The organism is Pseudomonas sp. SbOxS1 (assembly GCF_013416725.1).
Classification (GTDB): Bacteria; Pseudomonadota; Gammaproteobacteria; order Pseudomonadales; family Pseudomonadaceae; genus Aquipseudomonas.
Genome location: NZ_JAAVXC010000054.1, coordinates 25794 through 40293, shown reverse-complemented (window position 1 = coordinate 40293; position 14500 = coordinate 25794). Strand labels below are relative to the sequence as shown.

Below are 14500 nucleotides of genomic sequence, written 5' to 3'. Positions count from 1 at the left end.
GGATGGCCCATCGCGGCGACCCACGGAGCAGGACCGGAGCGAGGGCATGCCGAGCCTTAGCGAGGCACCGAACGTCAGGGGCAAGAGCCCTTGGTTACTTGGGGCTTTTCCAAGTGACTCGCCGTAAGGGCGAAACCCTAGGTGGCCGTTACCGCAGGAATGGATATGTACACCTGAAAGACAATCATCGAATGTCAGGACGCCTTCGCCGGCAAGCCGGGCTCCTACAGTAAGAGCGAAACCCTGGGTGGCTGTAACCGCATTTACACCCAATCCAAAAATGCATCAGCTTCGCTAGGGGACGGACACTTGCACCTGCGGATCAGCCCAGGAAAACCGATACACCGGCGACGACGCTTGCGCATGACACTGCCCGTTATCCGCATCCACCCCGACAATCGACCAGCGCGCCCGGGAGTTCTCCCCAAGTTCCCGCGCAGCCTCAGGCTTAAAGCAGCGGACCAGCACGTCGTCCGGCACCAGGGCGTAGTCCCGCGGGTGTTCGCGCAGCCATTGCGCGGCTCTTTCGACGGTGGAGTCGAGCATACCGAAGTGCACGATCGGCTGGCGGGCGAACAGCCAGTGCCCTTCGCTCCAGTTGACCAGGACCAGGTTCGCGCCATGGGTCATGCCGTTGGCCTGCGCCATGAGCGTTTGATTGGGATTGGTCCCGTCCTTCACCGGTTCTACAAACCCCCGGGCAAACCACAGCACCAACCAGGTCGCGACCAATGCCGGGAACACTCGGCGCAAGCGCGGGCGCTGCCTGAACCAACGCTGCAGCAACCAGGGCACCAGCGGCGCCGCCACCAGCACCAGCCCCGGTAACGCCGGGTAAATGTACAACTTGCGCTTGCCGCTGCTGATACAGAAAAACAGCACCACCAGCGCCACCCAGCCGAGCAACACCAGCACCCGGCCATCGCGTTTTTGCAGCTGGCGGCGCCAGGCCGGGACCAGCCACGGCAACACCAAAACCAGCGGTAGCCAGTACTGCGGAATGACGTTGGTGAAGAAGTACCAGAAGGGTTCGCGGTGATGCCAGGCGGCGGCGTAGCGTCCGGCGGTCTGGCGCAGGAGGATTTCCCGCGCATAGGCGATTTCCTCGGGACTGCCATTGAGCGCTATGGACAAGGCCAGGGGCAGCAGCCAGATCGCAATCGCCGCCAGCATGAACACAAGCCCGAGCAGCCATCGGCGCGCCTGGCCCGGCATCGCCACCACCCCCGGCCAATCCTTGCGCACCGCATAGGCATAGGGAATCAGCAGCAACGCCGGCAGAAAACCCACGCCCTTGGTGATCACGCCGATGCCCATCGCCGCACATCCCACGTAGAACCAGCGCCAGGCGGGTCCGACCATCAGATGTCGCGCCAGCCCGTAAAGGCCCAGGGTGGTGAACAGAATCAGGAAACTGTCGATCTGCCCGGTGCGCAGGATGCTGTAGGTCTGGTAGGTCGCCAGGTACAACAGTGCTGCGATGCGACCGATGCGCTGGCTCCAGAGCCGACGGCCCAGGTCGTAGACCAGCGCCGTGACCGTTGCCGCCGACAACAGCCCGGGAATGTACAGCGCGATGTTGGGCAGGCCGGTCAGCCAGACGAAGAAGGCCACCGTCCACATGAAGATCGGTGGCTTGTCGCCGTAGATTTCCCCGGCCCGGTGTGGAATCAGCCACGAGCCGTTGTGCAACATCTCCAGGGCCACGCCCAGGAAGCGCTCTTCATCGACGTTCTGCGCCTGGCGCAAGCCCAGCCCGGCGCCGATCAACAGCAAGGCCAGCAGCATCAGGACCAGGCATTCGACCCGGGGTGAGAGGGTTCGGCGCATGGTTCAGTCCTTGAGCTTTCGGCTTTTGGCAATCAGTTGCAGGTTACGCAGGTACACGATGGAGCCAAACGCCTGCCCGGCGATGAACACCGGGTCCTGGCGGTAAATGGCGTAGGCAAACAGCAAGGTGCTGCCGACGATGCTCAGGTACCAGAAGCTCACCGGGATGACGCTGCGCTTTTTGTATTCGCTGTACAGCCACTGCAAGACGAACCGTCCGGTAAACGCGATCTGTCCGGCAAAACCGATTACCAGCCACAGGGCTTCGCGGGTCATGATCATCCTTCCAGCTCCTGGACGTGGGTGTTGAGCCGCGTGCGCTTGATCAGCCACCAGACACCGACCAGGTCAAGAATGCCCACCAGGGCACGGTCGAGGTTGCCGTACTTGGACACCCCGGCGGTGCGCGCTCGATGGTTGACCGGATAATTGATCGTTCGGCCGTTGTGGCGCTGGATCAATGCCGGAATGAAACGATGCATGTGGTCGAAATATGGCAGGCGGAGGAACGCCGTGCGCTCGATCAGTTTCAAGCCGCAGCCGGTGTCCGGCGTGGCGTCCTTGAGCAGGCGCCGGCGCAGGCCGTTGGCGAAACGCGAGGCCCAGCGCTTGCTCGCGGTATCGCGGCGGTTGGTGCGGTGGCCGGCCACCAGTTGCACGTCGCCCCTGCCCCGCTCACTGCGCACCAGTGCCAACATGCCGGGGATATCCGCGGGATCGTTCTGGCCGTCGCCGTCGAGGGTGGCCAGCCATTGCCCGCGCGCTTCCCGTGCCGCGTGGTAAAGCGAGGTGCTTTGCCCCAGCGAGCGTTCATGATGCAGGATGCGCAAGGCACCCAGGCCGCTGTTCCTGATCTGCCGCAGCTCGTGCAAGGTGGCATCGGTGCTGCCGTCGTCGACCACGATGATTTCGTACACTTCGTTTGCCAGCGCCTCGCGCACCTCTTCAAGCAACGGCTTGAGGTTGTTCGCTTCGTTCTTGGCCGGAATCAGTACCGATACAAATATGTCTTGGCTCATGGAGTCCCCTCGCCCTTTGGTTTTACCGTTATCAGCGGCGAACAATTCAAATCTGATAAAACTGCCGATACCACTGCACAAAAGCCCCGACCCCGGTTTCCACCGAGACCTGCGGGCGAAAGTCGACCCACGCCTGCAACGCCGAGACATCGGCCCAGGTCTTGACCACGTCACCGTCCTGCATCGGCATGAAGTTACGCAGGGACAAGGTGCCCAATGCCGATTCCAGGCACTCAATAAAATCCAGCAGCGCCATGGGTTCACCGCGTCCGATGTTGAACAGCTGATGGCTACCCTCGCCCGGCGGTCGTGTGCGCAGGCGGGCGATGCTTTCAACGATGTCGTCGATGTAGGTAAAGTCCCGCGCCATCTCGCCCTGGTTGTAGACGTCGATGGGCAGGCCCTTGAGGATCGCCTCGGTGAATTTGAACGGTGCCATGTCGGGCCGGCCCCAGGGCCCGTAGACGGTAAAGAAGCGCAGGCCGCTGGCCTTGAGGCCGTACAGGTGGCAGTAACTGTGGGCCAGCAGTTCATTGGCACGCTTGGTAGCCGCGTACAACGAAACCGGGTGATCGACGGCATCTTCGACGCTGAAAGGCATTTTGCCGTTGCTGCCATAGACCGAACTGCTCGAGGCGTAAATCAGGTGCCCGGGCCGATGGTACCGACAGGCTTCCAGCACATTGAGGAAACCCACCAGGTTCGATTGGGCGTAGACATCCGGATGGTCCAGCGAATAACGCACGCCGGCCTGGGCGGCCAGATGCACCACGTCGCTGAACCGGTACTCGCGGAACAAATCCAGCAATGCCGGTTTGTCGACGATGTCCATCTTCAGGAAGCGAAAACCCGGCAACGACTCAAGCACCTTTAGCCGCGCCTGCTTGAGCGCTACGTCGTAGTAGTCGTTGAGGTTGTCGATCCCGACCACTTCGTGACCATCCAGGCACAAGCGCCGGGCCGTATGAAAACCGATGAAACCGGCGGCGCCGGTGACGAGAACCGTCACGAGGCGCTCACCCGAAAGGACGCACCTGCCGGTGCCGACTGACTGCTGAAAAACCACGCCTGCTTCATGTTCTGTATCCGCTCATGACATTTCTAACGCGTTGCTCCGTCATGAAGCTTGTAAAACAGAATTGTTGCAGTTTCGCTGGCCTGGATGAAATTCAGGGACTTTCCCGGATAAAAGAAACTACTTCGCATCCCCGCCTTGCGGTTTGTAAAACCTGAACAAACCGATGTCGGCCGTGTGGGTGTACTCCTTGGCCCAGTCCGGCTTCACCGTGCGGTCGTGGAAATACAGCGCGCCTTTGGTGCGATCCGGCAATTGCTTGTTCAGCGCCTTGCGCGCGATTTCCTTGGCCGTCGCGTATGGCACCTCTTCCTGTACGGAGTCGGAACGGCCGTCGCACCACCAGGAGAACTGGCAGCTCCTGGTCTCCGAGCCCTGCTTGACCACGCCGCATACGGTATCGGGAAAACCCGCGTGGCCGAGGCGGTTCATGACCACGTTGGCCACCGCTTCCATGTCGGCAGCGTCCTTGCCTTTGGCTTCCCAGTAGATCGAACGGGCGAGGCAGGTGATGGCGTCATCCAGCGGCGCCTTGCCCGCCGGGTCCACGGCCTGGACCTCAGGCTGGGTAATGGCCTGAGACTTGGGCGCCGCCGCGGGGCTGCTGTTTTCCGAGGCCTTCTGCTCCAGCACCTCGGCCTTGTCTTCGGCGACTTTCTGTTTTTGCTCCTGGTCGGTGGCGAATGCCGGGACAGCGAGCAGGGTCAGGGCGAGGCAGGTGGCTATCCAGTCGTGGCGCATGATCGGGCACTACTCTGTAGGCAGTATCGCTTGAGTGTAGTAGTGAAATAATGGCGCGAAGGATGCCAGATCCTGGAAAAAGGCATTGCGCTCAAGGGGGGCATTTCGCGCATCATGGGCACAGTCAGCTCAAGGAGGATTTCCATGCATTTCCTATCGTCCACCCTGCGCCTTGCCGGGTTTTCACTGGGACTTCTGTTTGCCGCCAGCGCGCTGGCGAGCGATGAGTCGCAACTGATCGAATCGATCAACGTCTACCGCGCCCAGTTGCAGCGTTGTGCCGGCCAGGTGTCATCGGAACTGCCGCCGCTGTCGGCCGACCCGCGGCTGGTGCTGTCCGCCGCCAGCGTCGGCAACCTGCAGCAGGCCATGGCCACGGCCGGGTATCCGATGAAGAACGTGCAGGCGATCAGCCTGACCGGGCCGCGTGATGCGCCCTCGGCCATGAAGGCGATCCAGGAAAGCTTTTGCCAGATCGTGCTCGACCCGCAATTCGTCGACGTCGGCGTCAGCCGCCAGGACCACGAGTGGCGCATCGTACTGGCCCGGCCATTGTTGAGCGCACGCCTGGGCGACACGCAGGCCGAAGGGCAAAAACTGCTGGCCGAGCTCAACGTCGCGCGCAGTCGACCCCGCCAATGCGGCGCACAAGCCTTCAACGCCACCACGCCGCTGACCTGGAACGCCACCTTGGCGAGCGCCGCCGAAGCCCAGTCGCGCAGCATGGCCAACAACAACTACTTCGATCACAAGGACCGCGACGGCCGCACCCCGGGCGACCGCGCGGAACTGGCCGGCTACGACTTCCAGCAGATTGGCGAAAACATCGCTGCCGGGCAGGACAGCGTGCGCAAGGTGGTCGACGGCTGGCTGGCCAGCCCCGGCCATTGCGCCAACCTGATGAACCCACAGTTCCGCGATCTGGGCGCGGCGTATGCGGTCGATCCCAAGAGCGATGCGGGGATCTACTGGACGGTGATGTTCGGGGCCCAGTGAATGACGACAGCCGCAGCGATGCACCCTCGCTGCGCGCTTGAAAATCCGTCATAGACTCCATCGATCGCCCGGTCACTCATAGTGATTGGACGTACTGATTCATTGCTCCTAGCCTGCGCCGCGTCATGCCCATGAGCGGCGGTTCAACGCCAGCTCCATCACAGCTCTTGCTCAGGCGCACAACCATGATCGTAAGACCCAAACCCAACCTGATCGGCATCCTGACTTCGCTCAAAGGCTCGATCGCCAAGCGAATCGCCTGGCGCGCCCTGATGGTGACGCTGCTCGCCTCGGCCATCGTGCTCGTGGAGATGGCGCACCCCAGCTACTTTTCCAAGGTCAGCGCGACGCCCTTCACCCTGTTGGGCCTGTCGCTGTCGATCTTCATGAGCTTTCGCAACAACGCCTGTTATGACCGCTGGTACGAAGCGCGCAAGGCCTGGGGCGATATGCTGGTGGAGATTCGCTCCATGGCGCGGGAAACCCAGGTGATCAAGGATGACAGCGAGCGCAACAGCCTGCTGCGCAAACTCTGTGGCTTCGCCCACGCGCTCAATGCCAGGCTGCGCCAGGAAAACGAACTGGCGGCCAGTAGCGCCTGGCTCGACCCGCTGCCCACGGACAACGCGGGCGATCTCTGCGGGCGGATCCTGATGCAGGCCGGCCAACAGTGCTCGGCGCTGGCCGAGTCTGGCGTGATCAACGAGTGGCGCCACATGCTGATGGCCAACCACTTGACCCGCCTGACCCAGGTCCAAGCGGTCTGCGAGCGGATCAAGAACACGCCGCTGCCCTTCCCCTACACCTTGTTGCTGCACCGCACCATCTACCTGTTCTGCATTTTGCTGCCATTCGCCATGGCCGAACCGTTGGGCTGGCTGACGCCGATCTTTACCGCCATTGTCAGCTATACGTTCTTCGGCCTGGATGCGATTGCCGATGAATTGGAAGACCCGTTCGGTCGCGATGAAAACCAGTTGCCCATCGACGCCCTGGTACGCACCATCGAGCGCGATGTCCTGGCGGCCATGGGTGAGACGTCATTGCCGCCGCCGCTTCTGCCGGTGGATTACGTATTGAGCTGATGGATGTCGGTGGCGGGCTGTTCAAACCACCTGCTCATGACTAAATTCATGGCCCAGAGTGCCTCTGCAAAAGGAACCGCCGTTTGAGCCCTGCCCCCGCCGAAGAACAGCAACCGGCAAAGCCTGCCGCCATCAGCCTGCGAGAAGCGTTCCGCTTCTGGCTCAAGCTCGGCTTCATCAGCTTCGGCGGGCCGGCCGGGCAGATTTCGATGATGCACCAGGAGCTGGTCGAGCGCCGGCGCTGGATCTCCGAGCGACGCTTTCTGCATGCGCTCAACTATTGCATGTTGCTGCCCGGCCCCGAGGCCCAGCAACTGGCGACCTACATCGGCTGGCTGATGCACCGGACCTGGGGCGGCGTGATGGCCGGCGCGTTGTTCGTGCTGCCGTCACTGTTCATCCTGATTGCCTTGTCCTGGGTGTACATCGCCTTTGGCGAGGTGCCGGTGGTGGCCGGGCTGTTTTACGGGATCAAGCCGGCGGTGACCGCCATCGTGCTGCAGGCGGCGCACCGAATCGGCTCCCGGGCGTTGAAGAACGGCTGGATGTGGGGCATCGCCGCAGCGGCATTCGTGGCCATTTTCGCCCTCAACGTACCCTTTCCCCTGATCGTTCTGGGGGCGGCAATCATCGGCTACTTTGGCGGGCGCCTGGCCCCCGAAAAATTCCGCACCGGTGGCCACGGCGCAGCGCAAAAATCCTTCGGCGCCGCCGTGATCGACGACGACACACCGACACCCGAGCATGCCCGTTTCAACAGCTGGAAACTGCTGCGCCTGGCCTTGATTGGCGCGGTGTTGTGGACGCTGCCGATGGCCAGCCTCACCGCCCTGTTCGGCTGGGAAGGCACGCTGACGCAAATGAGCTGGTTCTTCACCAAGGCGGCACTGCTGACCTTCGGCGGTGCCTACGCGGTGCTGCCGTATGTGTACCAGGGCGCGGTCGGCCACTATGGATGGCTGACGCCGACGCAGATGATCGATGGCCTGGCGCTCGGCGAAACCACACCCGGGCCACTGATCATGGTGGTCGCCTTCGTCGGTTTCATCGGCGGCTACGTGCATCAGGTGTTCGGTGCCGACCAGGCGTTCGTTGCCGGTGCCGTCGCCGCCATGCTGGTGACCTGGTTCACCTTCCTGCCTTCGTTCCTGTTCATTCTCGCCGGTGGTCCGTTGGTGGAATCGACGCACAACGAACTCAAGTTCACCGCGCCGCTGACAGCGATTACCGCCGCAGTCGTCGGTGTGATTGTCAATCTGGCGTGTTTCTTTGCCTATCACGTGCTGTGGCCTGACGGCTTCGCCGGTCGACTGGACTGGCCTTCACTGCTGATCGCCATCGCGGCGGCCATTGCCCTGCTGCGGTTCAAGCGCGGGGTGATCGAAGTGTTGTGCGGTTGTGGGCTGATCGGGTTGGCCGTGCACCTGCTGCGCTGAAAACAGTCGTTTACAGGCTGCACTTTCACCCCTAGTATCCAGTCACGGCGGATAACCTGTTATCCGCCACCGACGATTTCCCCTGCTGGAAACTTGAGTCATGAGCACCACACCGTCAGAGCACCACTTGCTGGATGTCTCATTCCTGACCCCCTCTGTAGGGGTCGTGGACGGCATTGCCTCATGAAGCGCATCGTCAACCTGCCCATGGCCCTGCGCCGCTCCAAACTGCGTCACTCCGCACGCCCGCCGGATAGCACCCCGCTCGCCTGATCGCGTCCACGACGCGTAGAGCCCTCCTCCTTTTTCGCTATCGCTGCCAGCGCGCCGCGGGTCTTTATCCGTCGTCGCGCTTTGGCCCGAATCCGTGCGTCCGCGGGACGCCAACGTGAGTGATGAACAATGAAATTCGCAGCCCTTGAAGACGCCCAACGCTTTTTGGCGAACAACCCCGATATCGACATGATCGAGCTGTTCATTCTCGATGCCAACGGCGTGCCGCGCGGCAAGCTGTTGCACCGCGAGGAACTGCTGGCGGTGTATGAAAGCGGTCGCCCGTTGCCCAGCACCATCCTCGGCCTGACTTTGCAAGGCGATGACGTCGAGAACTCCGGGCTGGTCTGGGAAGTGGGCGACATCGACTGCCGCGCCTATCCGCTCGAAGGCAGCCTGGTGCGTTTGCCGTGGCGGCAGATTCCGACGGCGGCGGTGCAAGTCAGCATGCACCCGCAAGAAGGCATGCCGGCGAGCATCGCTGACCCACGGCACCTGCTGATCAAGGTCATCGAGCGTTTGCAGGCCGAGGGTTACCACCCGGTGATGGCGTGCGAGCTGGAGTTCTATTTGCTGGACGCCAAGCGCGACCACAAGGGTCGCCCGCAACCGGCGCTGGACGCCGACGGCGGTCGACCGCGACACACCCAGGTCTATGGCCTGCGTGAGCTGGAGCAGATCGAACCCTTCCTCGCCGACCTCTATGCCGCGTGCAAACTCCATGGCATTCCGGCGCGCACGGCGATTTCCGAATACGCCCCGGGGCAGGTGGAAATCACCCTGGAACACGGCGATGCCTTGCAGGCGATGGATCAGGCCGTGCGGTACAAACGCCTGGTCAAGGCCGTGGCCCACAAGCACGGCATGCAGGCGACGTTCATGGCCAAACCCTTCGATCATCTGGCCGGCACCGGCATGCACATGCACGTCAGCATCGCCGATGCCCAAGGCCGCAACCTGTTCGCGTCCGAGGACCCGGCCGGCACCCCGCTGCTGCGCACCGCCATCGGCGGCATGCTGGCCTCGCTGCTCGATTCGCTGTTGCTGTTCTGCCCCAATGCCAATTCCTACCGGCGTTTCCAGGCCAACAGCTACGCGCCGCTGGCCCCGACCTGGGGCGTCGACAACCGCACCGTCAGCCTGCGGGTTCCCGGTGGTCCGGCCAACAGCCGCCACATCGAACATCGCATCTGCGGTGCCGACGCCAACCCGTACCTGGCTGCGGCGGCGATCCTGGCCGGCATCCATCGCGGCATCAGCGAGAACCTCGACCCGGGCGAACCGGTGCAAGGCAACGGCTACGCGCAGGCCACGCAACTGCTGCCGACCGACTGGCTGACCTCACTGACGGCGCTGGAAAATTCGGCGTGGGCGCGGGATGCATTGGGGCAGGAATTTCTGGGGGTGTACCTGGCGGTCAAGCGTGCGGAATATCGGCAGTTCATGGCGGAGGTGGGTGAGCAGGATTGGCGTTGGTATCTGACTGAGGCGTGAGCCCTGGTCGGTTAACAACCATCCCCTGTAGGAGCGAGCTTGCTCGCGAAGGCGGTGTGTCATTCAACATTGATGTTGGTTGACACGGCCCTTTCGCGAGCAAGCTCGCTCCTACAAGGGTTCGCGCTATTCCCCATTTTTGCCTGGACACTGACATGACCCAACGCACCAACTCCTACTACACCGCCACCCTCAACCACGAAACCGACTACCCAACCCTGCAAGGCCAGCACCGCGTCGACGTAGTGATCATCGGCGGCGGTTTCACCGGCGTCGCCACCGCGGTCGAACTGGCGGAGAAAGGCCTGAAAGTCGCCATCGTCGAAAGCCACAAGATCGGCTGGGGCGCCACCGGGCGTAACGGCGGCCAGGTCACCGGCAGCCTTTCCGGCGACGAAGCCATGCGCAAACAGATGCGCCGCACCCTCGGTGATGAAGTCGACGATTTCATCTGGCACCTGCGCTGGCGCGGGCACCAGATCATCGAGCAACGGGTGGCGAAATACGGCATTGCCTGCGACCTCAAGCACGGTCACCTGCACGCGGCGTACAAGCCGAGCCACATGGACGGTTTGCGCAAGGACTACGACGAAGCGCTGCGCCGTGGCATGGGTGATGACGTCAGCCTGCTCGACCGCAGCCAGGTACGCGACCTGCTGCAGAGCGATCTCTACCACGGCGCGATCAAGAACACCCGCAACATGCACCTGCACCCGCTCAACCTGTGCATCGGCGAAGCCCGGGCGGCGGAAAGTCTCGGTGCGTTGATCTTCGAAAACAGCGAAGTGTTGGAGATCATTCACGGTGACAAGCCAGGTGTACGCACCGCCCACGGCCGCATCGACGCCAATCAGGTGCTGCTGGCCGGTGACGTCTACCACAAACTGGAACCGGGCAAACTCAAGGGCAAGATCTTCCCGGCCATGGGCGGCATCGTCACCACGGCGCCCCTGGGAGACCTGGCCAGGCAGATCAACCCTGAAGACCTCGCCGTCTACGACTGCCGCTTCGTGCTCGACTACTACCGCCTGACCGCCGACGGCCGCCTGTTGTTCGGCGGCGGCGCCAACTACAGCGGCAAGGATTCGCGCGACATCGCCGCCGAGTTGCGCCCGTGCATCGAACAGACGTTCCCGGCACTCAAGGGCGTGGCCATCGATTACCAGTGGAGCTGCGCGATGGGCATCGTGATCAACCGCATCCCGCAACTGGGCAAGCTCTCGGACAACGTCTGGTACTGCCAGGGCTACTCCGGGCACGGCATTGCCACCACCCACATCATGGGTGAAATCATGGGCCGCGCGATCACCGGGCAGCTTGCGCAGTACGACACCTTCGCCGCCTGCCAGCACATCCGCGTGCCCATGGGCGACCTGCTCGGCAACCCGATGCTGGCGGCGGGCATGTGGTACTACCAGATGCTGGAGCGGTTACGCTGATTCCAGCATTGAAAAGGAACAGCGCGCGGGCTTACTGTCGCCATCTTCCAATTCTGCCGATGGTGGATGCCGCGTCCGGCGCGCATCCACTGCAACGGTCGGCAGGACGTCCCTGCCGAAGCAGTCCAATCGCACGAACAGAAATTGCTTCAGGCCAAGGCAGCGATCCCGGCCCGGGCCACCTGTGCGTCCTGATCGGACTTGACCCCGGAAACGCCAACCGCGCCCACCACCTGGCCATCGATGAGCAACGGTACCCCGCCCTCCAGAGAGGTCAGCATCGGCGCGGACAAAAAGGCACTGCGCCCTCCGTTGACCATATCCTCGTAGTTCTTGGTTTCGCGGCGACCGAGGGCCGAACTGCGCGCTTTCTCGGTAGCGATGTAGGCGCTGATCGGTGCACAACCGTCCAGGCGCTCCAGCGCCAGAGGGTGACCACCGTCGTCGACTATAGAGATGGCAACAGCCCAGTGATTTTTCTGCGCCTCAATACGCGCGGCAGTGAGGATGATGGAGACTTGCGCCTGACTCAATACAGCTTTGCTTTGCATGTTACCTCCATGAGTACTTGCTACGGATAACGCCCCACTCAGTGTTGCCCATCAGGCATGACCTGTTTGTGCCAACCTTCGGGTCAACCATTCGGGGTCCATTTGCGGGACGGATGCCAACAGTTTGGCCGTGTAATCGTGGTGCGGCGGGCTGAAGACCTGGGCAAGCGGCCCCTGCTCGACGATCACGCCCTGGTGCATGACGACCACGTGGTCGGCAATGCCCTTCACGGTTTCAAGGTCATGGGTAATGAACAGGTAGGAAAGGCCGAGCTGTTCCTGCAGTCGCCCCAGAAGTTGCAGGATTTCCTTGGCAACGATCTGGTCCAGTGCCGAGGTCACCTCATCGCAGATGATCACCCTGGGTTCGGCGGCCAGTGCCCGGGCAATGCAAATCCGTTGCTTCTGGCCTCCGGACAGCTCGCCAGGGAAACGGTCGATGATCTGCGCAGGTGACAGTTCGATCTGCTCGAGCAACTGATGGATACGTGCATCCCTGGCCTTACCCTTGAGCCCCAGGTAGAACTCCAATGGCCGTCCAAGGAAGTCGCGCACCCGCTGACGCGGATTAAGCGCCGTGTCCGGCATCTGATAGATCATCTGGATATGTCGCAGCGTTTCCCGGCTACGTTGGCTATAGCTCGCAGGCAGCGCCTTGCCCTCAAAGTACAACTGTCCTTTGCTGGCCGGCAGGAGCCCCGTCAAAACACGGGCAACGGTCGATTTGCCCGACCCGGACTCCCCCACCACCGCCACCGTCGCGCCCTTGGCAACCTCCAGGGAAATGTCGCGCAGTACCTGCACCTGCCCGTAGCTGGCGGATATCCCCTGCAGTTTCAGCACCGGCGTGTCCCTGGCAAACGTCTTGGGCTCGTGGTGCAGCGAGCGCACGGCCCAGAGCGTCTTGGTGTATTCCATTTGTGGCGCCGTCAGCATCTTGCCGGTTTCGGCCTCTTCGACCTTGTTGCCGTGACGCAGCACCATGATCCGGTCGGCCATCTGTGCGACAACGGCCAAATCGTGGGTGATGTAAATGGCCGCGGTACCGAACTGCTCGACCACCTCGCGAATGGCCGCCAGCACTTCCACTTGTGTGGTCACGTCCAGTGCCGTGGTGGGCTCGTCGAATATGATCAGGTCGGGCCGGCAGGCCATTGCCATGGCCGTCATCGCCCGCTGCAACTGCCCGCCCGACACCTGGTGCGGGTAACGAAAACCGATCTGCTCGGGATTGGGCAGGCGCAGCCGGCGGAACATCTCGACTGCATCGGTGCGGGCTTGCTCCTCGCTGAGCACGTTGTGCTGCAAGGCCGTTTCGATGTACTGGTCGAACAGGTTATGCGCAGGGTTGAATGCAGCCGCCGCCGATTGTGCGACGTAGGCGATGCGTGAGCCCCAAAGCCCGAGCTTCTGCTCCCTGGACGCCTTTGTCAGGTCCGTGCCATCGAAAACGATTGTGCCGGCCGTGATGCGGCAACCTGGTCGCTCATAACCCATTGCGGCGAGCCCCAGGGTTGACTTGCCTGCGCCGGACTCGCCGATCAGGCCAAGGATTTCACCACGACGCAGCTCCAGGTCGATGCCCTTGACGATCTCCTGCCAGGCGTCCGAGCTTTGCGCTTCGATACGCAAGCCGGTGATCTTGAGAAGCATTTCACCAGGGTCTTTCTTGTTGTTTTCACTGTTCATCACGCAGCCCACTCGTCAAATGCAGGAACCAGTCCACCACGAAATTCACCCCGATGGTCAGCACGGCAATGGCCGCGGCCGGTAGCAACGGGGTCAGGTCCCCGTAGGAAATCAGGGTGGCGTTGTCACGTACCATCGACCCCCAGTCCGATGTCGGCGGCTGGATACCGAGGCCAAGGAAGCTCAAGGCACTGATGAACAGAAAAGTGAAACAGAAGCGCAGACCGAACTCGGCAACCAGTGGAGCCATGATATTGGGCAGGATCTCCCGGTACATGATCCAGTTGAGGCCTTCGCCGCGCAGGCGTGCAACCTCGACGAAATCCATGACCGCCACGTTGCTGGCCACCGCACGGGTAAGGCGAAAGACCCGTGTCGAGTCGAGCACGGCGATGATGATGATCAACGCCGGAATCGAGGTGCCGAACAGCGTCAGCAGCATCAGGGCAAAGATCAGTTGTGGAATGGCCATCAATACGTCGACCACCCGTGACAGCAGTTGATCAACCCAACCGCCGCGCGCCGCTGCCAGCAGTCCTGTCACGCCGCCCAGCAGGAATGCCAGGCTGGTGGCCAATGCAACGATGCCGATGGTATTGCGCCCGCCGTAGAGCAGGCGAGTAAACATGTCACGGCCCAGGTTGTCGGTGCCCAGCAGGAATTCCCGCCCCCAGGGCTCGAACTCCGCGGCTACGATCTGGGACTCACCATAAGGCGCGATCCAAGGGGCAAATATTGCGCCCAGGGTGTACAGCACAATGACCAACATGCCCAGCTTCGCGCTCCAGGGCGCCGTTTTCAAACCGCGCCAGGCTCGTCGCTGCCAACCGCATCGAGAGGTTTGTACAGAGACAGCTGTCATCGTTTCAGCT

Annotated in this window: 13 protein-coding genes; 5 read left to right on the top strand and 8 right to left on the bottom strand. The window is 62.3% G+C overall.

Annotation, left to right across the window (positions count from 1 at the left end):
• Positions 1 to 294: 294 nt before the first annotated feature.
• From HFK74_RS31790 to HFK74_RS31770, 5 genes are all read right to left on the bottom strand, one after another.
• Positions 295 to 1830 carry a glycosyltransferase family 39 protein gene (locus tag HFK74_RS31790; protein WP_180206990.1) on the bottom strand — a complete coding sequence of 512 codons (1536 nt, stop codon included), beginning with the start codon at positions 1828 to 1830 and terminating at the stop codon, positions 295 to 297.
• 3 nt (positions 1831 to 1833) lie between these two features.
• Positions 1834 to 2112 (bottom strand): lipid-A-disaccharide synthase N-terminal domain-containing protein, encoded by a 279-nt coding sequence (locus tag HFK74_RS31785; protein WP_180206989.1) that lies wholly within the window; start codon positions 2110 to 2112, stop codon positions 1834 to 1836.
• Complete coding sequence (locus HFK74_RS31780; RefSeq protein ID WP_180206987.1) at positions 2109 to 2849, bottom strand: glycosyltransferase family 2 protein; 741 nt, start codon at positions 2847 to 2849, stop codon at positions 2109 to 2111. Before HFK74_RS31780 ends, HFK74_RS31785 begins: the two co-directional genes overlap by 4 nt.
• Before the next feature lie 46 nt (positions 2850 to 2895).
• Positions 2896 to 3858, bottom strand: coding sequence for an NAD-dependent epimerase/dehydratase family protein (locus HFK74_RS31775; protein ID WP_180206986.1), 963 nt, complete (start codon positions 3856 to 3858; stop codon positions 2896 to 2898).
• Between the two features lie 186 nt (positions 3859 to 4044).
• On the bottom strand, positions 4045 to 4665 hold the full coding sequence (locus HFK74_RS31770) for a cell wall hydrolase (RefSeq protein WP_180206985.1): 621 nt from the start codon (positions 4663 to 4665) through the stop codon (positions 4045 to 4047).
• 144 nt (positions 4666 to 4809) lie between these two features.
• Here HFK74_RS31770 and HFK74_RS31765 point away from each other — a divergent pair, with 144 nt between their 5' ends.
• The 5 genes from HFK74_RS31765 to HFK74_RS31745 all read left to right on the top strand — a co-directional run bounded on the left by HFK74_RS31765 (position 4810) and on the right by HFK74_RS31745 (position 11388).
• Positions 4810 to 5661 carry a CAP domain-containing protein gene (locus HFK74_RS31765; protein WP_180206984.1) on the top strand — a complete coding sequence of 284 codons (852 nt, stop codon included), beginning with the start codon at positions 4810 to 4812 and terminating at the stop codon, positions 5659 to 5661.
• Positions 5662 to 5846: 185 nt separating this feature from the next.
• Complete coding sequence (locus HFK74_RS31760) at positions 5847 to 6746, top strand: bestrophin family protein (protein WP_180206982.1); 900 nt, start codon at positions 5847 to 5849, stop codon at positions 6744 to 6746.
• 83 nt (positions 6747 to 6829) lie between these two features.
• Positions 6830 to 8182 carry a chromate efflux transporter gene (gene chrA, locus HFK74_RS31755; RefSeq protein WP_180206980.1) on the top strand — a complete coding sequence of 451 codons (1353 nt, stop codon included), beginning with the start codon at positions 6830 to 6832 and terminating at the stop codon, positions 8180 to 8182.
• A 402-nt stretch (positions 8183 to 8584) separates the two neighbouring features.
• A complete protein-coding gene (locus tag HFK74_RS31750) occupies positions 8585 to 9949 on the top strand; it encodes a glutamine synthetase family protein (RefSeq protein ID WP_180206979.1) in 1365 nt (454 codons plus the stop codon).
• Between the two features lie 155 nt (positions 9950 to 10104).
• Positions 10105 to 11388: an FAD-binding oxidoreductase gene (locus HFK74_RS31745; RefSeq protein WP_180206978.1), complete on the top strand. Its 1284-nt coding sequence runs from the start codon at positions 10105 to 10107 to the stop codon at positions 11386 to 11388.
• Between the two features lie 149 nt (positions 11389 to 11537).
• Here the strand turns inward: HFK74_RS31745 and HFK74_RS31740 are convergent, their stop codons facing one another.
• The 3 genes from HFK74_RS31740 to HFK74_RS31730 are packed head-to-tail and all read right to left on the bottom strand — an operon-like array spanning position 11538 to position 14490.
• On the bottom strand, positions 11538 to 11939 hold the full coding sequence (locus HFK74_RS31740) for a heme-binding protein (protein WP_180206977.1): 402 nt from the start codon (positions 11937 to 11939) through the stop codon (positions 11538 to 11540).
• A 51-nt stretch (positions 11940 to 11990) separates the two neighbouring features.
• Positions 11991 to 13628 (bottom strand): ABC transporter ATP-binding protein, encoded by a 1638-nt coding sequence (locus tag HFK74_RS31735; RefSeq protein ID WP_180206976.1) that lies wholly within the window; start codon positions 13626 to 13628, stop codon positions 11991 to 11993.
• Positions 13618 to 14490, bottom strand: coding sequence for an ABC transporter permease (locus HFK74_RS31730; protein WP_180206975.1), 873 nt, complete (start codon positions 14488 to 14490; stop codon positions 13618 to 13620). The genes HFK74_RS31735 and HFK74_RS31730 overlap by 11 nt, the downstream gene beginning before the upstream one ends.
• Positions 14491 to 14500 lie beyond the last annotated feature (10 nt).